Source organism: Litorivivens lipolytica (genome assembly GCF_014191715.1).
GTDB classification, from domain to species: domain Bacteria; phylum Pseudomonadota; class Gammaproteobacteria; order Pseudomonadales; family Spongiibacteraceae; genus Litorivivens; species Litorivivens lipolytica.
The window spans coordinates 770,320-791,459 of the sequence record NZ_JACHWY010000002.1 but is presented as its reverse complement, the minus strand read 5'-3'; the positions used below and the strand labels follow the sequence as shown (position 1 = coordinate 791,459).

The following is a 21,140-nucleotide window of genomic DNA, read 5'->3' as shown; positions in this document are numbered from 1 at the left end:
CGGCTCAGACCGCTGATGTTTTGCGTCTGGGCTCGGGCAATTTTGACCTGCCCATTCGCGAGCATGTCGACATACTACTCGACCCCGAGCACTCCCTTACTGTCGCTGACCTGACGGCGAACAGCCGCTACTTTCGTCAGGCCAGAACCCGTGATTTCGAACTCGACTTTACGCAAGGACGCTACTGGCTGCGATTTGCTATCGCTAACGATCAGGCTGAGCAGCGTTATGCCATCCTCCACCTGACGCCCTCCCACATTGACTCCGTACGGCTGTTTCGCCATGACAGTACTGAGATTGCCCAGGTCGATTACAGCGGCATCCTGCGTGCCCCCCAGCTGTTCGTCATCAATCTGGAACCCCATAGCCAGCAGGTTTACTACCTCTCGCTGGCAGGTCATGGCAAGCTGCTGCTTAATCCGAAGCTAACCGACCTGCATCCGTTTTTGATCGAGTTTCGCGCTGAACTGTTCGGCAATGGTGTTGGTATTGGTTTGCTACTAGCTATCGCAGCGGCCAATCTCACCATGGCTCTGGTCCTGCCCCACGCTCGGGCATTCCTCCTGCTCGGCGTCTATGCCATTTGCAACATGCTGACGATCGCCGCGTCCTGGGGTTATATCGCCCTGCACCGCCACGTGGCCTCTCTGTTTGAAAATCCGGCCTTTGTCGTTCTCACTCACCTCAGCATGCTGATTGCCTTATTGCTGTCAGAGTACTTTCAGCCCTCACGCCGAAAGCATCAACAAGGTGCAGATCTGGGTTTCTGGAGCATACTCGTCAGCAATGTCTGCGCCGGCGTGACCGCGGTGTTTTTACCGATTAGCTCCAGCATGCCAATCATGCTCATCGTGGTTGGGTTGAGCTCACTCTGGGTAACCCTGCGAGCACTGCAGACCTACTTGAAATTTCAGGAGACAGTGACTTACCACTATTTGTTCAGCCGGGCCTGGCTGACCTTGTTCGTGGCACTGGTTGCACTGATTTATCTGCATGTAGACGCCGGTCTCGAGACGATCAATCTCATTCTCCTGTTGGGCACCGCCATTGAGGTGCTGATGTTGACCGTTATTTACAGCACCTATCGGCAACACAAGACCAACGAGCGCTTCGAACGTCGCCTGCAGGTCGCCACTCTGGAGGCAGAAAGTCGTGGCGGCAATGAATCCCTGCGCCGTATCAATCAGGATCTGATGACGCCATTGAGTGCGATCTTCGGAACCGCCGAAATGCTAAAGAACTCACAGCTCACCCCGCAGCAGCGGGAGTATGTCAGCAGTCTGCAGGCCGCCAGCCAGGAAATGCTCGGCTTTATTGAAAACGTGCGTTCACACCCGCCATTAGCCGGCGAGTTATCGACGACGCCTGAACTGCTCTACGATCTGCGCCCGCTGTTGCAAGATATTTTTGATTCCTATCAGGCCGAACTGCTGTGGCAAAATCCAGAAACGCCGCTCCCCCAGCAAGTGATTGGCGACCCCGGTCGATTACGGCAATTACTGCTTCATCTGATCATGATCGCCAGCCACCACAGTCAGGAAACCGGCATTGCGCTGCACCTTGAGTGGCGCAACGGGCTCTGGCTGGAACTGCGCTATCGTGGCAAGAAAGCGCTTAGTCTGGTCGAGAGTCGAGACTCGGCCAAGCACAGCGACGCCGGCATACATACCCGTGCCGAGTTAGCCCGCCAGTTAGTCGAGACACTGCACGGTGAACTTCGGTTGCATTCGCTGGGGCAGGAACAATTCATCGAACTGTCGTTGCCCCTGTCGATCTGGGAACACCAGCAACGACTACCAAAACTACTGCAATTGCGCTCGCGTCGTATTCTGATTGTCGAGCCTAACCGCACCTTCGCGATGCAGCAGAAACGTCTTTGTGAACAATGGGGAATGATCGCGTTTGTGGCGCACAACAGACAGCAGGCGATTGCGCTCAGCCGCAATCAATGTCTGTTTAAAACGCCCATCGATGTCGTGCTGCTCAGCGATACCATCGACGATCCCATCAGCCTGAATCACCGCTTGCATGACGAGGCCGCAGCCACGCAGCTTCCACCCCCCGCTACAATTTTCCTTCAGGACAGCGGCCGCGAGTTCCCCGCCACCGCTCGAGCGCCTTTCCGGGTTATGGCCCGGCCCTCGGCCGGGCTGACGCTAAAACGCCTGATCGTTGAGCTGCTGGAAAGCGTAGAAACCGATCCGCAACACGCCGAAGCTGCCGATTTACGGTAAAATGGCCGGCGGAGGAGGATTCCATGAATCGCAGATTTTCACTGGTTGATCAGCTCGTCATTTCACTCGACCGGGGCCTGAAAACCCTGGTTCCCGGCAGCGCCAGCCCCCGTCGCAACAGCCCTGCCGACCATTACGGCGAAGCCCTGCTGGACGACAGTCCACGTCATACCACAGGCCTGATGCGAATCAATCACACGGGGGAGGTCTGCGCGCAAGCGCTTTATCACGGTCAGGCGCTGACTGCGAAAGATCCTGCGGTGCGCGCAGCCATGCAGCATTCAGCCGACGAAGAGATTGACCACCTTGCCTGGTGCGAACAGCGTTTGAATGAGCTCGGCAGCCATACCAGCCGGCTCAACCCCCTGTTTTACGCAGCGTCTTTTACGCTGGGCGCTGTCGCCGGCACCTTGGGCGACCGGATCAGTCTCGGCTTTGTGGCGGCAACGGAGGAACAGGTTTGCAAACATTTGCAGGACCATCTGGAACAGTTGCCACCGGAAGACGGCAAATCCCGCGCGATATTGCAGCAGATGCTCGCTGACGAATCTGCCCACGCCAGCAAGGCCATTGAAGCGGGAGGACAGGATTTCGCCCCCGGGGTTAAAGACCTGATGACGCTGGCCTCGAAGGTCATGACAGGATCGACCTACTACATTTAAACGCTATTTCTGAAAAATACGTCTGCCGAAACGCTGAATAACAGCCTTGGTCAGGGGCGAGAAAAGATCATCCCGCTGATGGGCGGGTGATAGATGATCTGAACCGTATTGCCGTCCGGATCAAGACAGTAAAAGCTTCGCGCTCCGTCGCGGTGAGTGCGGGGTTCCGACAGGGTTTTCACCCCTTCCGCCGTCAAAAAAGCAAACCACTCATCCACCTCGTCCAAGGTATCGATAATAAAACCGATATGGTCCAGACGCTGGGCCGCCGGGTTGCGCGCTTCACCCTTGTAGCGATGCAGCGCCAGATTGTCATTGCCGGAGCAGAGGTAGCTATTGTCCTCGTCGGGCTGCCACTCCAGCGCCATCCCCATCAGATTCTGATAAAAGTGCAGCGCTTCCTCGTAGCGTTCCACAAACAGGGCCACATGGCGCAGGCCAGCGGTGGGTCGCGGTCTTTTCACGGTCAGGCCTCAACAATTTCGTAGCTGTGTGTCACTTCTACGCCAGCTTTCTCCATCATGATCGACGCCGAGCAATATTTTTCTGCTGACAGCTCCACCGCGCGTTTAACGATAGATTCTTTCAGACCTTCGCCTCTGACCCGAAAAGTCATATGAATCTTGGTAAACACCGCCGGTACTGCATCGGCGCGCTCGGCACTGATGCTCGCCTCGCAGCCGGTCACGTTCTGGCGTGACTTCTGCAGAATGGTCAACACATCGAATGAGGCGCAGCCGCCCATGCCCATAATCAGCATTTCCATGGGCCGTGGGCCGAGGTTTCGACCACCGAGATCGGGGGGACCATCCATCACCACGCTGTGCCCGGAACCGGAAGTCGCCTCAAAACTGACTCCGTCCACCCATTTAACGGTAGTTTCCATTCCTTTACCCTATTGCGAATATTTTTGAGAAGCGCATCCTACCACAAGCGCCGCAAGGCTCGCAGGGGTCGCCATTGGTGGCCGCACGCGGCATAATAGCTCGAATAAATGTTAAAAGACCTTCGTCAAAGAGGACCCATTGTGATCAGTGCACCAAAGCCCGCGATTCCGAATCTCGATGGATTTCTAAGCCACTGCCGTCGCCGCCGCTATCCCGCCAAGAGCACCATCATCTATGCGGGCGATGACAGCGATGCGCTGTATTTCATCATCGAGGGCTCGGTGACCGTTCTGATCGAGGACGATGAAGGTCGCGAAATGATCGTCGCCTACCTGAACAAGGGCGATTTCTTCGGTGAGATGGGAGTTTTCGACCACGAAGAAACCCGCTCCGCCTGGGTAAAAACCAAGACCGAGTGTGAAGTGGCCGAAATCAGCTACAGCAAGTTTCACGAACTGCGCGAGCAATACCCGGAAGTGCTGTTTGCGCTGGGTACCCAGATGGCCAAGCGCCTGCGTCAGACAACGCGCAAGGTCGGCGATTTAGCCTTCCTCGACGTAACCGGTCGCGTTGCCCGCACCCTGCTCGATCTGTGCAATCAACCCGACGCCATGACGCATCCGGATGGCATGCAGATCAAGATTACCCGTCAGGAAATCGGTCGCATTGTCGGTTGTTCACGGGAAATGGTAGGTCGAGTCCTGAAAACGCTGGAAGAACAGGGCTTAGTGTCTGTGAAAGGTAAAACCATGGTGGTATTCGGCACGCGCTGATTCGACACCACAGCTAAGGGCGACAACACTGCGTCGCCCTGCCTACTTTTCTACTTAGCTACTTAAAAAATAGTTCCGCCAGCTTCTCGCCAGGCTGTTCCGCCAGCATAAACGCTTCCCCAACCAGAAAGGCATTCACACCACGCTCGCGCATGGCCGCTACATCAGCCGGCGTATGAATGGCGCTTTCAGTCACCACAATGCGGTCGTCGCCAATCTTGTCGAGCAAATTAAAGGTATTGTCGAGAGAGGTTTCAAAATTGTGCAGGTTGCGGTTATTGATGCCGACCAGCTTGGCACCTAAGGGCAGGGTGCGCAGCAGCTCTTCCTCATCATGCACCTCGATCAGGACATCCATACCGAAAGCGAGCGCTTCGTCGTAGAGCTTTTGCATCTGGGCATCATCCAGCGCCGCGGCAATCAGCAGAATGCAGTCAGCACCGATAGCGCGCGCTTCTGCCACCTGATAGGAATCGACGATAAAGTCCTTGCGGATCACGGGCAGAGAGCAGGCTGCTCGCGCTTCCTGCAGAAAGGCTTCACTGCCCTGAAAAAAGTCCTTGTCGGTCAGCACCGACAAACAGGCCGCACCGCCCTGCTCATAGCTGCGAGCAATATCGGCAGGTTGAAAATCGGCACGAATAACCCCCTTCGAGGGTGACGCCTTTTTGCACTCGGCGATAACCGCCGACTGACCATCCGCCAGCTTGCGTTCCATCGATGCGACAAAGCCCCGCACCGGAGACGCGCTTGCGGCCTGCTCGCGCAATACCTCGATCGACACCTTCCGCGATCGCTCGGCGACTTCTTCGGCCTTGCGATCGAGTATTTTTTTCAGAACAGTCGGTGTAGCCATTAGCTTAAACCCTGCGAGAAATCCGCCAGCTGCTGCATTTTCTGCAATGCAGCGCCACTCGTCAGCGTCTGTTGTGCCAGAGCAACGCCATCAGAGAGAGAATCGGCCTTGCCAGCCACATAAAGCGCCGCACCTGCATTCAGCGCAACCATATCGGCGGCTTTGCGAGCGGTTTCGCTGTCTTGATTGGAAAAGGCATCGCGAATCAGTTGCAGTGATGCGGTACTGTCGGCTACATCCAGCCCGACCAACGACTGGCTTTTCAGACCGCAGTCTTCCGGCGTAATGCGGTATTCGCTGATCTCGCCATTCTTCAGCTCAGCCACTTCCGTTGCCGACGCGAGACTGATTTCATCCAGCCCATCAAGGGCGTGTACCACCATCACATGCTCCGCACCCAGACGCTTGAGTACTTCGGCGAGCGGCCGACACAACTCGGCACTGAAGACACCGAGTAGCAGACGTTTAACCCCAGCAGGATTGGTCAGCGGCCCCAGAATATTAAAGATGGTTCGCTGGGCGATTTCCTTGCGTGGGCCAATCGCGTGCTTCATGGCACTGTGGTGATTGACGGCAAACATAAAGCCGACGCCCACTTCACGAATGCATTGCTCGACTTGCGCGGCGCTCAACGCCAGATTGATGCCGGCACTTTCCAGCAGGTCGGCACTGCCGCTTTTTGAAGAGACCGAGCGGTTGCCGTGCTTGGCCACCACCGCCCCGGCGGCGGCTGCCACAAAGGTGCTGGCAGAAGAGACGTTAAACAGGTTGGCGCCATCCCCACCGGTGCCGACGATATCCACCACATGCTTGAGATCGGCAATATCCACCGGCGTCACCAGATCACGCATAACGCGGGCGGCTCCTTCGATCTCATCGATGGTTTCGCTTTTCATTCGCAGCGCCACCAAAAAGGCGCCAATCTGCGCGTCGGTGCATTGACCGGTCATGATGTCGCGCATGACATCGGCCATCTCATCGGTACTTAGGCTCAAATGCTGAATGGCGCGGCCCAGTGCGGTTTTTATATCCATGTCGATATTCCTTTCAGCGTTTCAGGAAGTTGGCCAACATGGCGTGGCCCTCTTCGCTCAGAATGGATTCCGGGTGAAACTGCACGCCTTCCACGTCCAGCGTTTTGTGGCGCAGCCCCATAATTTCATCGACCGCCCCATCTTCGGTCTGTGTCCAGGCGGTAATTTCCAGACAATCCGGCAGGCTATCTTTTTCTACAACGAGTGAATGGTAGCGCGTTGCGATCAAGGGATTTTTCAGACCGGAAAACACGCCTTTGTCTGCGTGGTAGATGGGAGAGGTTTTGCCGTGCATGACCTGTCGTGCACGCACGACCTTGCCACCAAAAACCTGCCCCAGACTCTGATGCCCCAGACAGATACCGAGAATGGGCAGCTCACCGGCAAAAGCCTGAATGGCCTCCATGGAAATACCCGCCTCGTTGGGCGTACAGGGGCCGGGCGACACCACAATGCGCTCGGGTTGCATGGCGCGAATATCGGCCACCGTTACCTCATCGTTGCGCACCACTTTCACATCGGCTTTCAGTTCGCCTAGGTACTGAACGATGTTGTAGGTAAAGGAGTCGTAGTTATCGATCATCAACAACATGTCATTGCCCTCCCTTACCGTCGCGCTCGCCGCCGAGCACCATGGCGGCAGCACGAAACATGGCGCGCGCCTTGTTCATGGTTTCCTTCCACTCCAGTCGCGGCACGGAATCGGCCACGATACCGCCACCGGCCTGTACATAGAGTCGACCGCTCTTGATCACCGCCGTGCGAATGGCTATCGCCGTATCCATGTTGCCGTTAAAACCGAGGTAGCCCACAGCCCCGCCGTAAACACCGCGTTTGACGGGCTCCAGCTCGTCGATAATTTCCATGGCCCGCACTTTTGGTGCACCGCTCAAGGTGCCGGCAGGCAAACTGGCGCGCAGCACATCCATCGCGCTCATCCCCGCTTTCAATTTGCCGGTCACATTGGAAACGATATGCATCACGTGTGAATAACGCTCAACCACCATCTGATCGGTCACCACCACACTGCCAGTCTCGGCAACCCGGCCCACATCATTGCGGCCCAGATCAATCAACATCAGGTGCTCGGCAATTTCTTTGGGATCGGCCAGCAATTCTTCTTCCATGGCCCGATCTTCGGCTTCGGTGTGACCGCGACGGCGGGTGCCGGCAATCGGCCGCAGCGTGATTTCACCGTCTTCGACCCGCGCCAGAATTTCCGGGCTGGAGCCGACAATATGAAAATCATCCAGATCCAGATAGAACATATAGGGCGAGGGGTTCAGGCGGCGCAGCGCGCGGTAAAGATTGATCGGTTCGGCATCAAACGGGGTAGAAAGCCGCTGGGATGGCACCACTTGCATCACGTCACCAGCCAGTGTGTATTCCTTCACGCGCTCGACCATCGCGCTGTAACCGTCTTCACCCACTTCCGATTCGAAAGCGGATTCGGGCAGTTCCCCAGGCACGGTGCGCGGCCGCGCAAGCTCGGGGGCCGGACCAGCCATCAGACTTTCCAGCTCGTCCAGACGCAGCTGGGCTTGCTGATAGGCATCAGTCTCAGCCGGATCAGCGTGAACGATCAGGGTGATCACGCCGGCGAGATTGTCGAAAACCACAACCTCGTCAGACACCATCAGCAGAATATCGGGGTTGCCGAGTTTATCCGGCGGGCAAGTCGCCGCCAGCTTTTTCTCGACGTAGCGCACCGTGTCGTAACCGAAGTAGCCCACCAGACCGCCATTAAAAGCAGGCAGTGCATCGAGATCCGGCGCTTTGTAACGGGCCTGAAACTGTTCGACAAAATCCAGCGGATCGTCACTGTTCAGGCTTTCAATGTCACGGCCATCTTCGCTGACACGGATGTCATTGCCGCGCACGGTCAGTACCGTCGACGCCCGCAGGCCGATAATGGAATAGCGCCCCCACTTCTCACCGCCCTCCACCGATTCAAACAGGTAGCTGTAGGGGCCGCGCGCCAGTTTCAGGTAGGCACTGAGAGGCGTATCGAGATCGGCCAGCACGTCGCGGTAGACCGGAATACGGTTATAGGGCTGCTGGGCCAGTTCGGCAAAATGTTCGGGAGTCACAGGTCTTTCCTTCAAAAACGGTGAATAACGATGTTCGGGGGCGTGCTTGCAAGTACGCAGGGGCCTACCATCGCCATCGGCGGGTATCAGATTGCAGCGCTGTGTGAGCGGAGCAGATCACCGTTTTCTCCAGATGAAAGGATTAGTCAAGCTCCGCATTCTACCCCAGTGCCCGGTATTGTAAAACTGCGGATTTGCGAGGCATGAATGACGCCGATAGACTAGCGGCCTCGTCAAAACGGGAACACCTATGGCAGCGCTCTTCAGCATCGGCTACGCCACCAAACCCATCGAAACCTTTATCAAACAACTACAGGCCCACCGCATTGATGTGGTCGCCGACGTGCGCTCGGTACCTTACAGCAAGGCCTTTCACGATTATCACCGGGAAAGGCTGATAGAGCATTTGCGGCAAGCGAAGATCCGCTACGTCTATTTGGGCGAGGAGCTCGGCCCGCGCTCCCCCTGCGACGAGCACTACGACTACGGGCAGGTGCAGTTCGAGCGCTTGCAGCGATCCGAACCCTTTCAACGCGGCATCAAACGCCTACTGGACGGTCTCGACAAGGGCTTTCGCATTGCCCTCACCTGCGCAGAAAAAGATCCGGCGGTCTGCCATCGCAGCTTGCTGATCGCCCAGTTTTTAAAGCGCGAACACAATCTGGATATTGCCCACATCGATCATGAGGGCGCGCTGGAAAGCGAATCGGAGCTGGCGCGGCGCCTATTGGATGAGACCGGAATTGTGCCGGACATGCTGACCGGCGAAGAAGAATGTCTGATTAATGCTTGGCGCGAACAAAGCCGGCGTTTTGCCTATCGTCGACCGGATGAAAACTGAAGCAACGTACTAGATCAGCTCATCGAGCTGCTCGACCACCAGATCCGGCTTCGCTTCACGGATATCGCTGCCGTAGTTATAGCCGTAAGGCACCGCAATCACCGGCATGCCCGCCGCTCTGGCAGCCTCTACGTCATTGACCGAATCCCCAACCATAAGCGCATCAGTGCGCTCAACCCCCAGCCGCTCGCAAGCTTCCCACAGGGGTTCGGGAGAGGGTTTACGCTGAGGCAGGCTGTCGCCGCCGAGCACAACCGGCATGACCTTATCCCAGCCAAAATGGCGGACAATCTTTAGTGCAAAGCGCTCGGGTTTGTTGGTGACGCAGGCCAGTCGAATGCCCTGCTTGTGCCAGTGCTGCAGAGCGGCCTCGACGCCGGGATAGGCCACGGTATATTCCGCGCAACAGGCTTCATAGGCCTCAAAGAACACCGGCAGGAGTGCATCCAGATCGGCATCGCTTTGCGCATGTTTCAGCGCACGCTCCAGTAATTTGCGCGCGCCATTCCCGACCCAGCCTCGCACCAAGGTCTCGCCCGCCGGCGGCAGATCGGCATGCTTCAGGGTGTGATCCACCGCGCTGGCCAGATCCGGCACGCTGTCTATCAGCGTGCCATCCAGATCAAACAGCAGGGCTTGGGGCTGGCGACCAAGCAGCTGGTTTAGTAACACGATCAGATCGATGCCAGCTGAGTGCGCATATCGTCGATAACCGTTTTGTAGTCATCGGCATTGAAGATTGCCGAACCGGCCACAAAGGTATCCGCACCCGCAGCCGCAATTTCCGCGATATTTTTCGCAGAGATGCCACCGTCCACTTCCAGGCGAATGTCGTAGCCGCTGGCATCGATCAGCTGACGCACTTCGCGCACTTTATCGATGGTCGAGGGGATGAATTTCTGCCCACCGAAACCGGGGTTCACCGACATCAGCAGAATCATGTCGAGTTTGTCCATTACGTAGCGCAGGCAGTCCGGGGAAACCGCCGGGTTCAGCACCAGTCCCGCCTTGCAGCCCGCATCACGGATCATCTGCAGCGAGCGATCCACGTGAGTCGAGGCATCGGGGTGGAAGGTGATGTAGCTGGCGCCCGCCTCCGCAAACATGCCGATTAGAGCATCCACCGGCTGTACCATCAGGTGCACATCTATCGGCGCGGTGACACCGTGATCGCGCAGGGCCTTGCAGACCATCGGACCAAACGTGAGGTTGGGAACGTAGTGATTGTCCATCACATCGAAGTGCACCACATCGGCGCCCGCCGCGAGCACGTTGTCCACCTCTTCACCAAGGCGGGCAAAATTGGCGGAAAGGATGGAGGGGGCAATCCAGAAATCAGACATTGACGACAAACTCGCGTAGTGGAATTTTGAAAGCGCGTAGTTTACCGACTTCGGCTGCCGGGGGCCATTCGGGCAGCGCGCTCAGGCAGGGGTATCAGGCGGGTATTGCCGATACCCGGGCATCGAGTTCAGACAGGCGTTCCGGCGTGCCGACATCGACCCATTCACCATCGTAGTGCTCGCCGGTCACCTCGCCCCGCTCGATAGCCTTTACCAAAAACGGCTTCAAGGGCAGACAGCCGGGATCCGCACCGGCAAACAGCGCCGGATTGACCACGGCAATGCCGGCGTAGGTAAGCGCCCGCTTGCCCGACAGCGCCAGATGTTCGCCGTTCAGCGCAAAGTCGCCCTGAGGGTTGTGCTCGGGGTTATCCACCATGACCAGATGCGCGCCGGCAGGTTGTCGCGTGACCAGACTGGCCACGGGAAAATCACACCAGACATCGCCATTTACCAGCAAAAAGGGCTTATCACCCAGCAGTGGCAACGCATTGATCATACCGCCAGCGGTATCCAGCAAGTCTGCTTCGCGGGAGTAGACGACCTTGAGCCCGTAGCCAGAGCCATCGCCGATATGGGCCTCGATCTGCTCGCCCAACCAATAGTGATTGATCACAACCTCGGTGATCGCGGCAGCGGCCAGTCGCTCCAGATGGTAGTCAATCAAAGCCTTGCCGTTCACTTTCAGGAGGGGTTTAGGCCTGACCGTGGTCAGTGGGCGCATCCGCTTGCCGAGGCCGGCAGCGAGAATCATGGCTTTCATAGTCGCGGCTCCAGAAGCGCCTTATAGGGCTTCAATTCGTTATAGTGATGCAGCACGTCGCGAACATAGTCGGCAAAGCGTGGAACCAGAGAAAGATACCCCGATTTGCCGTCTCGGTGGGCCAGCCTTGCAAAAATACCGATGATTTTCAGGTTGCGTTGCAGCCCCATAAAGTCGCACCAGCGCTGCCAGTCGGCCACGGCAACCTGAGGGGCCACCTGCTGTCTGAAAGCTTCCATCCAGCCTTCCAGCTGGGGGCGAGGCCAGGTGATATAACGGTCTAGCAGAATCGACATCAGATCGTAGGTGAGAGGACCTAGCACCGCGTCCTGAAAATCAATAACCCCCGGCGCACCTTCGCACACCATCAGATTGCAGGAGTGAAAATCCCGGTGCACAAACACCTGCGGCTGGGCCTGCGCGCTATCGATCAACAGTTCACACAGACTCAGCCACTGACGCTGCTCAGCCTCCGAAAAGGGTTGGTCGGTTTCACGGGGAATATGCCAGTCGACAAAGAGATTGAGTTCATCCAGCAGGCGCTGGCGGCTGTAGCTTGGCAGCCCCTGAGTCTCAACTGTGGTCTGACTGACCAGTACCGGCAAAATCTCGGCGAAAACGGCTTCACCAGGACGAGTTTCAAAGGCAGATTTATACAGGGTATCGCCCAGATCCTCGAGCAGAATCCAACCTCGCGAAAGATCGTGGGCAAGAATGGCGGGCGAATGAATACCCACGGCCCGCAGGCGCTCGGCGATATCGAGGAAGGGGCGGCTGTCTTCTTTTTCGGGCGGAGCATCCATAATGACAACCGGCGGATGCCCTTCTGGATGCAGGCGAAAATAGCGGCGAAAACTCGCATCACCGGCGACGGTTTCGAGCTCGCCCAGCGCCGACTCCGGCAAATCAAGCTCAGCGGCACACCACTGCCGCAGACTGTCGAACATATTTCCCTGCCTTTTCAGCGCCTGCAGGCGCGCATCCTATCAAAGAATCCATTATCATCCACCTGCATTTAACCAGACAGACCATAACAGACCTTTTGAAGCTTCCGACTTTACGCACACTAACGCTGCTGACGACCGTGCTGGCCCCCGCTGCCGTACAGGCCCAATCCGCCTGCACCGCGCCCGTGGGTGCCGATCGCCCATGGTATTGGTTTTCCGCCGAAGAAGTCGCCGAAATGAGCCAGTGCCAACTGGCGACCGGCTGCGACGGCCGCTATCTACCTCCAGTTCGCACCTGGCCGGGCGCTGATCTTCCGCTGCAGCAGGCTCCCTTACATGCCAGCGCCGACCATTCGAGCATGCAGGGCAATGCGGTTTCTTTGAGTGGGGATGTGGTGGTGTACAAAGGCCCGCTTGGCCTCAATGCCGGCAGCGCCCACTTTGATCGCGCCAGCCAAGCCTTCGCCCTCGACGGCGGAGTGCATATCGTATTGCCGGAAATGATGCTGCACGGAGAAAGCGCCCAGCTCAGCGGCGCCGACAGTACAGGTCGCATAGAACAGGCCCGGTTTGTCGCTTTTGACTCCGGCGTGCGCGCCAGCGCCGATCTAATTGAACGCCCCACGCCACAAACCCTGAACCTGCTGGGCGCCGAATACACCCAGTGTCCGCCGGACTCAGAGGCCTGGGCCCTGCATGCGAAAGACATTCATCTGGATTTTGAAACCGGCCGCGGTGTCGCCCGGGACACCAGTCTGAAGATCAAAGGCGTGCCCGTGTTTTACAGCCCCTGGCTGGATTTCCCCGTGGACGACCGCCGCGCCACCGGTCTGTTGTGGCCCGGCTTTGCCAGCACCGACGGCGGTCTGGATATTTCCGTCCCCTACTACTTCAATTTGGCACCGAACTACGACCTGACCCTGACACCTCGCTTTCTGGAAGCACGCGGCAACATGATGGAAGCCGAGGCGCGCTATCTAAACCCCTGGAGCGAATGGCAGCTCTCCACCGCCTACCTCAACAATGACCGCGAGGCCGACCGCGACCGCTGGCTGATCGGGGTCACGGAACAGGGCTCTATAGGCGAGCGCTGGAGCACCGAAGTCGACTACACCCGGGTTAGCGACGACGACTACTTTTCCGACCTCAGTGTGGCCTCCCTCAATGTGCGCCGCACAACCTATCTCGATCAGCGCGCCCGCATCGACTACCAGAGCGAGCGCTGGCGCTCTCAGCTCAATGTGCAGCAGTATCAGGCGCTGGCCAATCTGGACGATACCTACCGCAAGATGCCCCAATGGTCCATGGAGTACCTGCCGGTGGTGCGCAATTTAAGGCCTCAACCCCTGTTCCGGGCCGATATCACCGAATTCGACCACGACGACAACCTACAGGACGGCGGCCTCTTTATCACCGGTCGCCGCACTTACGGTGAAGCCGGCCTTCGACTGCCCTATATTGGCCGGGCCGGGCATATCATCGGCACGGCAAAAGCCCGCCACCTGAGCTATGAACTCGACGACGGCGTCATCAACGATCAGCCCGAGGTGACCGCCGCGCAGGCCAGCCTCGACGCCCAACTGGTGTTCGAGCGCAATCTCGGCAAATGGCGTCAGACCATAGAACCTCGCCTCTTTTACCTTTACAGCGATTACGAGGCCGGACAGGAAGATCAGCCGATTTTCGACACCAGCCTGCGCACCTTCGACTACTACCAGCTGTTCCGGGATTCTCGTTACACCGGCTACGATCGGGTCGACGACGCCAAGCACGTCTCGTTTGGCCTGCGCAGTCGCTTCTATGACCAGCTCACTGGTGAAGAAAAGCTCAGCCTCGGTATCGGGCAGGCCTTTTATTTCGACGACCGGCTGGTTAGCCTGCCCGACACCGTCGTCGCCGGCACCCTGACCACTGACCCCAACCTGCTCGACAGCAGCATTGTGATACCCGGCACCACCAGCTACCGCCATCCCGGCAATGCCACCGCCGCCGCGGATGGCTCTCAGGAGCAGCGCGAGGAAAAATACTCGGATGTGGCCACCACGCTGCGCTGGCGCGCCGCCGACAATCACTGGCTGGAAGCCGACGTGGTTATCGACCGGGACGATGGCCGGGTCAATCAGAGTCATCTAGGCTGGCACTATCGCGATGGTCGACAGACCCTGTACAATTTCGGCTACAGCCAGCGCCGCCTGACCGTGGTGGACAGCGACGACCGCCCTGAACTGCAACAGCTCGATGCCTCTTTCAGTATGCCTTTTGGTCGGCAGTGGAAGCTGTTTGGCCGCTGGCACTACGACATGGAACTGGAACGATCACTGGAAACCCTGTTCGGCGTAGCCTATGAGAGCTGCTGCTGGGCAGTACGCACGCTATATCAGCGCGCATTGGAACCCGACGACGAAACCTTGTCTAACGATCTTGAACACGACGAGGCCATCCTGCTGGAATTTCAGCTGAAGGGCCTCGGCGGTCTTGGCGACAAACTTAACGGCGTCCTGGAAGAGAGTATTTTTGGTTACCGCGATGAATAAACCGTTTTTCAAGCGCATTTTTGGCCTGCTGACACTGGCCACCCTTCCCTTTACCGCCGTCGCAGACGTGCAAGTACTGGACGAAATCGTCGCTATCGTCGATGACAATATTATTCTGCGCAGCGAACTGGACGCCCGACTGCAACAGGTGCGCGCCAATATCGCCCAATCCGGCCAGGACATTCCTGAAGAACGGATTCGTCGCGAAGTCATGGATATGATGATTCTGGAAAATATCCAGATGCAGATGGCTGAACGCGTCGGTCTGCGCATCAGCGACGAGCAGCTCAGCGCCGCCATGGCCCGCATCGCTGCCCAGAACAATATGTCGCTGGAGCAGTTCCGCGAGGCCCTGAATTCGTCGGGCACCTCCTATGCCGCCGCCCGCGAGCAGATTCGCCGGGAAATGGTGCTGCAGCAGGTACAGCGCGGTAACGTCAACCAGCGCATCCAGATCACCGATCAGGAAATTGCAAACTACCTGGAATCCGAAGAAGGCCGCAATCGCACGGCCCCGGAATACCATTTCGCCCATATTCTGGTCGCTCTGCCCAGTGACGCCAGCAGCGCCCAGAAAGCGCAGGCCCGCCAGCAAGCCGACAAAATATACAGCGCCCTGCAAGGCGGCAAACAGAAAGCCATCGATGCCCTACTGAAAGCAGACAACGTGCGCGCCACCGATCTCGGCTGGCGCAAACAGCCCGACCTGCCCAGTTTGTTCGCCGATCAGGCCAGTCTGGTGCAAGACGGTGAAGTGCTGCCGCCCATGGAGAGCGCCAGTGGTTTCCACGTGGTCCGCCTGCTGGAAAGCCGCGGTCACAACGAAGTCATCGCCCAGACACGCGCCCGCCATATTCTGCTGAAAGCCTCGGCAATCCGCAGTGAGGAAGAAACCCGCGAACTGGCCGCCAGCCTGCGCAAACGCGCTCAGCAAGGCGAATCCTTCCACGAGCTGGCCAAGTCTTTCTCCGAAGATATCGGCTCGGCACAGGAAGGTGGAGACTTGGGCTGGACTAATCCCGGCCAGCTGGTACCCGAATTTCAGGACGCCATGGAAGCCACCGCTATAGGCAAGATCAGCGAGCCTTTCAAATCCCGCTACGGCTGGCACATTGTCAAAGTGGAAGACCGCCGCATGCAGGACGTCACCATGGATCTGCGTCGCAATATGGCCCGCAATATCCTGCACGAGCGCAAGTTCGGCGAAGAGCTGGATATCTGGCTGCGCAAGATTCGCGACGAAGCCTACGTCGATATCAAATAAGTTCATGAGTATTCCGCGACTCGCGGTTACCCCCGGCGAACCCGCCGGTATCGGGCCGGATATCGTGCTGGCACTGGCCCAGCGCGACTGGCCCGCCGAACTGGTGGCCGTCGGCGATCCAGCCCTGCTCGAAGCTCGCGCCGCGCAGCTTGGGCTCACCATTACCCTAGAACCTGTCGATTTTCAGACGCCAGCGGAAACTCAGCGCGCGGGCAGTTTGAAAGTGCTGCCCGTGACACTGGCGGAAGCCGCCGTACCCGGCCAGCTGAATACCGCCAATGCGCCCTATGTACTCGACACCCTAAAAGCCGCCACCGATGCCTGCCTCAACGGCCATTGTCAGGGCGTGGTGACGGCGCCGGTGCAGAAATCCGTCATCAATGACGCCGGCATTCCTTTCAGTGGCCATACGGAATTTCTGGCGGAGCGCTGCAAGGTAAGCAAAGTGGTCATGATGCTGGCTACCCGTGAGTTGCGTGTTGCACTGGCCACCACGCATCTGCCGCTGCGAGAGGTCGCCGACGCCATTACGCCAGAAAGCCTCACACAGGTCTTGCGAATTACCCACCACAGCCTGCATACGCAGTTTGGGATTGCCGAGCCGCGCATTCTGGTCCTGGGTCTAAACCCTCACGCAGGCGAAGGCGGCCATTTAGGGCGTGAAGAACTGGATGTCATTATTCCTACACTCGACACCCTGCGCCGCGAAGGCCTGAACCTAAGCGCACCCCTGCCCGCCGATACCGCCTTTACCCCGAAAAATCTGGCGGACGCCGATGCTGTGCTGGCCATGTATCACGATCAAGGCCTGCCAGTACTGAAATACCAGGGTTTTGGTCGCGCGGTGAATATCACCCTTGGCCTGCCCATCATCCGCACCAGCGTTGACCACGGTACCGCCCTGGATTTGGCCGGTAGCGGCAAGGCCGATACCGGTAGCCTCGAAGAAGCCCTCAATCAAGCCATCCTTATGGCACAGGCAAGCACATGACAGAACACCGCGCACGCAAGCGCTTCGGGCAGAACTTCCTGCGCGATCAAGGCATTATCGACCGCATTGGTCGGGCCATTCGCCCGCAGGCCAGCGACGCGCTGGTGGAAATCGGCCCCGGTCAGGGGGCCTTGACCGAGCAGCTGGTGGCCAGCGGTGCGCCGCTCACTCTGGTTGAGCTGGACCGCGACCTGATTCCGATTCTGGAAGGTCAGTTTTCAGGCCATGAACACGTCACCCTGTTGCAGGCCGACGCCCTGAAAACCGACTTTGCCAGCCTCTACCCGGAACAAAAACTGCGCATTGTCGGCAATCTTCCCTACAACATCTCCACGCCGCTGATCTTCCATCTCCTCGCTCAGCATGGCCGCGTGAAAGACATGCACTTCATGCTACAAAAAGAAGTGGTAGACCGGCTCGCCGCTAAGCCCAACACCAAGGCTTACGGGCGTCTCAGCGTGATGACCCAGTACTACTGTCAGGTTGAATCCCTGTTTGAAGTACCGCCCGAGGCCTTCACGCCCCGTCCAAAAGTAACCTCTGCCGTGGTAAGATTGACCCCGTTCGACCCGCTGCCCTGCCCGGCCAACAACGCCGAGCATTTGCAGGCGCTGGTTCGCGATGCCTTCAATCAGCGCCGCAAAACCCTGCGCAACGGACTGAAGACTCAGGCCAGCGCAGAACAGATCGAAGCCGCCGGTGTCGATCCGGGCACGCGTCCGGAAACACTGGAACTGGCTGACTTCGTGCGCTTGTCGAACGCACTTTGCCCGAGCGGCTGAGCCTCTTGCTCTGCCGGCTGAATCGGGCCAGCACACTGAGGATCTATGACGCACACCGCAAACGACCAAGATCAGGTAGACATTCAAGTCGCCACCCAATACCTCGCGGACGAATCCGCGCCGGGCGAAGACCGCTACGCCTTCGCCTACACCATTACGATCACCAATAGCGGCCGCGAGGCAGTGCGTCTGCTGAATCGCCACTGGATCATCACCAACGGTCGCAACCGCATTTCCGAAGTTCGCGGCGAAGGGGTTGTCGGCAAACAACCCCTGATAGAGCCCGGCAAGAGCTTCAGCTATACCTCCGGCACCATAATCGAAACCGCTGTCGGCACCATGGAAGGCAGCTACGAAATGATCAGCGAATCCGGCCGCCCCTTTATCGCGCCTGTCAGCGCCTTTTCGCTGGTCGAACCCTCTTCACTGCACTAAGGCGCACCGTATGGGCCGTTACGCCGTAGGAGACTTACAGGGCTGCCTGGAACCACTGCAATGCCTGCTTGAGGAAGTCGCCTTCAACCCCTCTCAGGATGAACTGTGGCTGGTGGGCGATCTGGTCAACCGCGGCCCCCACTCGCTGGAAGTTCTCGATTTTCTCTACCCCATACGCCATGCGCTAACCGTCGTGCTCGGCAATCACGACCTGCATACGCTGGCACTCGCGCGCGGCGCAACCACGCAGGGTCGCCATGCCAGCCTCGAATCTTTGCTCAGCTCCACCCAACTTCCCGCCTACATGGACTGGTTTCGCGAATTACCGCTGTGCGTGCGCAGTAACTGCGGCGAATATCTAATGAGTCATGCAGGTGTACCCTCCCAGTGGTCGACGGAAGACGCACTGGGCTACAGTGCAGAACTTCAGGCCGTGCTGAGCGAAGATCAACAGGTCGACGCTTTTCTGCAGAATATGTATGGCAACGAACCCGCCTGTTGGAACGACGGCCTGCAGGGTTTTGATCGGCTGCGGATGATTACCAATACCTTCACCCGCATGCGGGTAACCCGCCAAAATGGCGAACTCAACCTGAAATATAAGGGGCGGATAGAAGATATCCCGGACGGCTACGCGCCCTGGTTCACCTGGCCCACCGCCAGCCCGCGCCGGGAAACCCAATTGTTCGGGCACTGGGCTGCCCTCGACGGCAAGCTGGATCAACCCGGTTATATCCCGCTGGATACCGGCTGTGTGTGGGGGCGTTATATGACTCTGCTTGATATGGATAGTCGAGAATTCCACCGCTGCCACTGCGAACCCGCCCAATGAAACTTGCAGACGGAGCTCAGTGCTATAAGGTCGGCGGCGCCGTTCGTGATTACCTGCTCAAGCGCGACGTAAAAGAGGTTGACTGGGTCGTGGTCGGCAGCACCCCCCAAGCCATGCTTGCTGCCGGCTTTACCCAGGTGGGCAAGGATTTTCCGGTTTTTCTCCACCCCAGCACTCACGAGGAATACGCCCTCGCCCGTACCGAACGCAAGCGCGGGCGCGGTTATCACGGCTTTGAGATAGATGCGCACCCGGATGTCACGCTGGAAGAAGATCTGCAACGGCGCGACCTGACCGTAAACGCTATGGCCATGACCGACGAAGGCGATATTATCGACCCCTATCGCGGGCAGCACGATCTGGAGGCCCGCCTGCTGCGGCATGTATCACCGGCCTTTGCGGAAGATCCTCTCAGAGTTTTGCGCACCGCCCGCTTTGCGGCGCGCTATCACTATCTGGGCTTTACCATTGCCGAGGAAACACTGGCCTTGATGCGCCAGCTCAGCCGCAGCGGTGAACTTGCAACACTGGCCAAAGAGCGTGTCTGGCAGGAAATACAAAAAGGCTTGGGTGAACAATCGCCTCAGGTCATGTTGAGCACACTGCAGGATTGCGAGGCATTGCCAACCCTGTTCCCCGAGTGGGCCGACAGCATTGAGCCATCGCTACTGGATCTGCTCAGCCACAGTACGGCGCTGTCCGTCGACTGTCGCTTTGCGCTGTCGACCTCTGGCTTGTCGCACAAGGTCGTTAAATGCCTGTGCACAGAACTCACCGTGCCCAAGGTGCCGGGACACTTGGCCCAGTTATACGCCACCGTACTGCCACTGCCCCACGTTGATGACTGCTCACCTGAGGCAGCGCAAGCGCTGCTGGAAAAAGCTGATGTCCTGCGCCGCCCGGAATTAATCGAACAACTCTGCGCCGTGGAAGCCTTGCGAACCGGACAAGACTACAAACATCTATTAAGCGCAGCGGCTGCGATGCAAGCCGTGACTAGCGATGCGCTGATTGCCGAGGGTTTCAGCGGCAAAGCGCTCGGCCAGGCCTTGCGCGAGCAGCGGCTGCACGCCATAAAAAACGCACTGACAAAGGGATAAAGCCAGACCATGAGCGATTCTCCCCTGCGAAGCGAATCTCCCGTCGCCCTGATTACCGGTGGCGCCCAACGCATTGGCCGACAGATTGCCAAGACCCTGCACCAGCGCGGTTACCGCATTCTGATTCACTACCGCCGCTCTACGGATGCTGCCGAGGAATTGGCGGGCGAGCTGAACAATCAGCGAGCGGACTCTGCGGCAATTCTCAGTGCCGATTTTGCCCAAAGCGGAGCAGCAGAAACATTGGCACAGGCAGCTATAAACACCTTTGGCCGGGTCGACGCCCTGATCAATAACGCGTCCGATTTTTACCCGACGCCGGTTGGCCGCATTACCGAGCAGGATTTCGATGGCCTGATGGCCAGCAACCTGCGCGCACCGCTGTTTCTGTCACAAGCACTCGCCTCGGAATTGGCCGCGCGCAATGGCTGCATAGTCAATCTGGTGGATATCTACGCACAAAGGCCGCTGGCGGAACACACTGCCTACTGCTGCGCAAAGGCCGGTGTCGCCATGTTGACCCAGTCGCTGGCACTGGAGCTGGCACCGGCGGTGAGGGTGAATGGCGTAGCACCGGGCGCCATTCTGATGCCCACCGAAGAATCAGCATTTGTCAGTCAGGAAAAATTGAATATCGAACAGAGGGTGGCACTGCGCCGGATCGGCGAGCCCGATGACATCGCCCGAACCATTGCGTTTCTGGTGTGCGATGCGCCTTATATTACCGGTCAGATACTGGCCGTTGACGGCGGTAGAACTCTTTCTCAGTGAT

Annotated in this window: 22 protein-coding genes; 12 read left to right on the top strand and 10 right to left on the bottom strand. The window is 58.1% G+C overall.

The window, feature by feature from the left end; all coding sequences use genetic code 11:
* The first annotated feature begins 20 nt into the window (after positions 1-20).
* Together FHR99_RS11980 and coq7 are read left to right on the top strand one after the other, a co-directional pair.
* Entirely contained in the window at positions 21-2,234 is a 2,214-nt protein-coding gene (locus FHR99_RS11980) for a 7TM-DISM domain-containing protein (protein WP_183410908.1), read from the top strand.
* A gap of 23 nt (positions 2,235-2,257) precedes the next feature.
* On the top strand, positions 2,258-2,896 hold the full coding sequence (gene coq7 / locus FHR99_RS11975) for a 2-polyprenyl-3-methyl-6-methoxy-1,4-benzoquinone monooxygenase (RefSeq protein WP_183410907.1): 639 nt from the start codon (positions 2,258-2,260) through the stop codon (positions 2,894-2,896).
* A gap of 50 nt (positions 2,897-2,946) precedes the next feature.
* Here coq7 and FHR99_RS11970 read toward each other — a convergent pair whose 3' ends face one another.
* Positions 2,947-3,360, bottom strand: a complete 414-nt coding sequence (locus FHR99_RS11970; protein WP_183410906.1) for a VOC family protein — start codon at positions 3,358-3,360, stop codon at positions 2,947-2,949.
* 2 nt (positions 3,361-3,362) lie between these two features.
* On the bottom strand, positions 3,363-3,782 hold the full coding sequence (locus FHR99_RS11965; protein ID WP_183410905.1) for an OsmC family protein: 420 nt from the start codon (positions 3,780-3,782) through the stop codon (positions 3,363-3,365).
* A gap of 141 nt (positions 3,783-3,923) precedes the next feature.
* Between FHR99_RS11965 and crp the strand changes: the two genes are divergently transcribed.
* Complete coding sequence (gene crp / locus FHR99_RS11960) at positions 3,924-4,556, top strand: cAMP-activated global transcriptional regulator CRP (protein WP_343067549.1); 633 nt, start codon at positions 3,924-3,926, stop codon at positions 4,554-4,556.
* 58 nt (positions 4,557-4,614) lie between these two features.
* On the opposite strand, the gene trpC is transcribed toward crp, so the two are convergent.
* Genes trpC through trpE form a run of 4 tightly spaced genes read right to left on the bottom strand, consistent with a single transcriptional unit; the run spans position 4,615 to position 8,536 of the window.
* Positions 4,615-5,412: an indole-3-glycerol phosphate synthase TrpC gene (gene trpC, locus FHR99_RS11955; RefSeq protein ID WP_183410903.1), complete on the bottom strand. Its 798-nt coding sequence runs from the start codon at positions 5,410-5,412 to the stop codon at positions 4,615-4,617.
* The gene (gene trpD / locus FHR99_RS11950) at positions 5,412-6,446 is read right to left on the bottom strand and encodes an anthranilate phosphoribosyltransferase (RefSeq protein WP_183410902.1); all 1,035 of its coding nucleotides are present in this window, start codon (positions 6,444-6,446) and stop codon (positions 5,412-5,414) included. Before trpD ends, trpC begins: the two co-directional genes overlap by 1 nt.
* Positions 6,447-6,459: 13 nt before the next feature.
* Entirely contained in the window at positions 6,460-7,038 is a 579-nt protein-coding gene (locus tag FHR99_RS11945) for an anthranilate synthase component II (protein WP_183410901.1), read from the bottom strand.
* 1 nt (position 7,039) lies between these two features.
* A complete protein-coding gene (trpE, locus tag FHR99_RS11940; RefSeq protein WP_183410900.1) occupies positions 7,040-8,536 on the bottom strand; it encodes an anthranilate synthase component I in 1,497 nt (498 codons plus the stop codon).
* A 250-nt stretch (positions 8,537-8,786) separates the two neighbouring features.
* Between trpE and FHR99_RS11935 the strand changes: the two genes are divergently transcribed.
* On the top strand, positions 8,787-9,377 hold the full coding sequence (locus FHR99_RS11935) for a DUF488 domain-containing protein (RefSeq protein ID WP_183410899.1): 591 nt from the start codon (positions 8,787-8,789) through the stop codon (positions 9,375-9,377).
* Positions 9,378-9,386: 9 nt separating this feature from the next.
* Here FHR99_RS11935 and FHR99_RS11930 read toward each other — a convergent pair whose 3' ends face one another.
* The 4 genes from FHR99_RS11930 to FHR99_RS11915 all read right to left on the bottom strand — a co-directional run bounded on the left by FHR99_RS11930 (position 9,387) and on the right by FHR99_RS11915 (position 12,430).
* On the bottom strand, positions 9,387-10,049 hold the full coding sequence (locus tag FHR99_RS11930; RefSeq protein ID WP_343067548.1) for a phosphoglycolate phosphatase: 663 nt from the start codon (positions 10,047-10,049) through the stop codon (positions 9,387-9,389).
* A 2-nt stretch (positions 10,050-10,051) separates the two neighbouring features.
* Positions 10,052-10,720, bottom strand: a complete 669-nt coding sequence (rpe, locus tag FHR99_RS11925) for a ribulose-phosphate 3-epimerase (protein WP_183410898.1) — start codon at positions 10,718-10,720, stop codon at positions 10,052-10,054.
* 94 nt (positions 10,721-10,814) lie between these two features.
* Complete coding sequence (gene murU, locus FHR99_RS11920; protein WP_183410897.1) at positions 10,815-11,483, bottom strand: N-acetylmuramate alpha-1-phosphate uridylyltransferase MurU; 669 nt, start codon at positions 11,481-11,483, stop codon at positions 10,815-10,817.
* Complete coding sequence (locus tag FHR99_RS11915; protein ID WP_183410896.1) at positions 11,480-12,430, bottom strand: aminoglycoside phosphotransferase family protein; 951 nt, start codon at positions 12,428-12,430, stop codon at positions 11,480-11,482. Before FHR99_RS11915 ends, murU begins: the two co-directional genes overlap by 4 nt.
* 95 nt (positions 12,431-12,525) lie before the next feature.
* On the opposite strand from FHR99_RS11915, the gene FHR99_RS11910 reads away from it, so the two are divergent.
* The 8 genes from FHR99_RS11910 to FHR99_RS11875 are packed head-to-tail and all read left to right on the top strand — an operon-like array spanning position 12,526 to position 21,139.
* Positions 12,526-14,964 (top strand): LPS-assembly protein LptD, encoded by a 2,439-nt coding sequence (locus FHR99_RS11910; RefSeq protein ID WP_183410895.1) that lies wholly within the window; start codon positions 12,526-12,528, stop codon positions 14,962-14,964.
* Entirely contained in the window at positions 14,957-16,228 is a 1,272-nt protein-coding gene (locus FHR99_RS11905; RefSeq protein ID WP_183410894.1) for a peptidylprolyl isomerase, read from the top strand. Before FHR99_RS11910 ends, FHR99_RS11905 begins: the two co-directional genes overlap by 8 nt.
* Before the next feature lie 4 nt (positions 16,229-16,232).
* A complete protein-coding gene (gene pdxA, locus FHR99_RS11900) occupies positions 16,233-17,219 on the top strand; it encodes a 4-hydroxythreonine-4-phosphate dehydrogenase PdxA (RefSeq protein WP_183410893.1) in 987 nt (328 codons plus the stop codon).
* Positions 17,216-18,001 (top strand): 16S rRNA (adenine(1518)-N(6)/adenine(1519)-N(6))-dimethyltransferase RsmA, encoded by a 786-nt coding sequence (rsmA, locus tag FHR99_RS11895; RefSeq protein ID WP_183410892.1) that lies wholly within the window; start codon positions 17,216-17,218, stop codon positions 17,999-18,001. The genes pdxA and rsmA overlap by 4 nt, the downstream gene beginning before the upstream one ends.
* Positions 18,002-18,046: 45 nt before the next feature.
* Positions 18,047-18,436: a Co2+/Mg2+ efflux protein ApaG gene (apaG, locus tag FHR99_RS11890; protein ID WP_183410891.1), complete on the top strand. Its 390-nt coding sequence runs from the start codon at positions 18,047-18,049 to the stop codon at positions 18,434-18,436.
* A gap of 10 nt (positions 18,437-18,446) precedes the next feature.
* A complete protein-coding gene (locus FHR99_RS11885) occupies positions 18,447-19,268 on the top strand; it encodes a symmetrical bis(5'-nucleosyl)-tetraphosphatase (RefSeq protein ID WP_183410890.1) in 822 nt (273 codons plus the stop codon).
* Positions 19,265-20,368, top strand: coding sequence for a tRNA nucleotidyltransferase/poly(A) polymerase-related protein (locus tag FHR99_RS11880; RefSeq protein WP_183410889.1), 1,104 nt, complete (start codon positions 19,265-19,267; stop codon positions 20,366-20,368). Before FHR99_RS11885 ends, FHR99_RS11880 begins: the two co-directional genes overlap by 4 nt.
* A gap of 9 nt (positions 20,369-20,377) precedes the next feature.
* A complete protein-coding gene (locus FHR99_RS11875; RefSeq protein ID WP_183410888.1) occupies positions 20,378-21,139 on the top strand; it encodes a pteridine reductase in 762 nt (253 codons plus the stop codon).
* Position 21,140 lies beyond the last annotated feature (1 nt).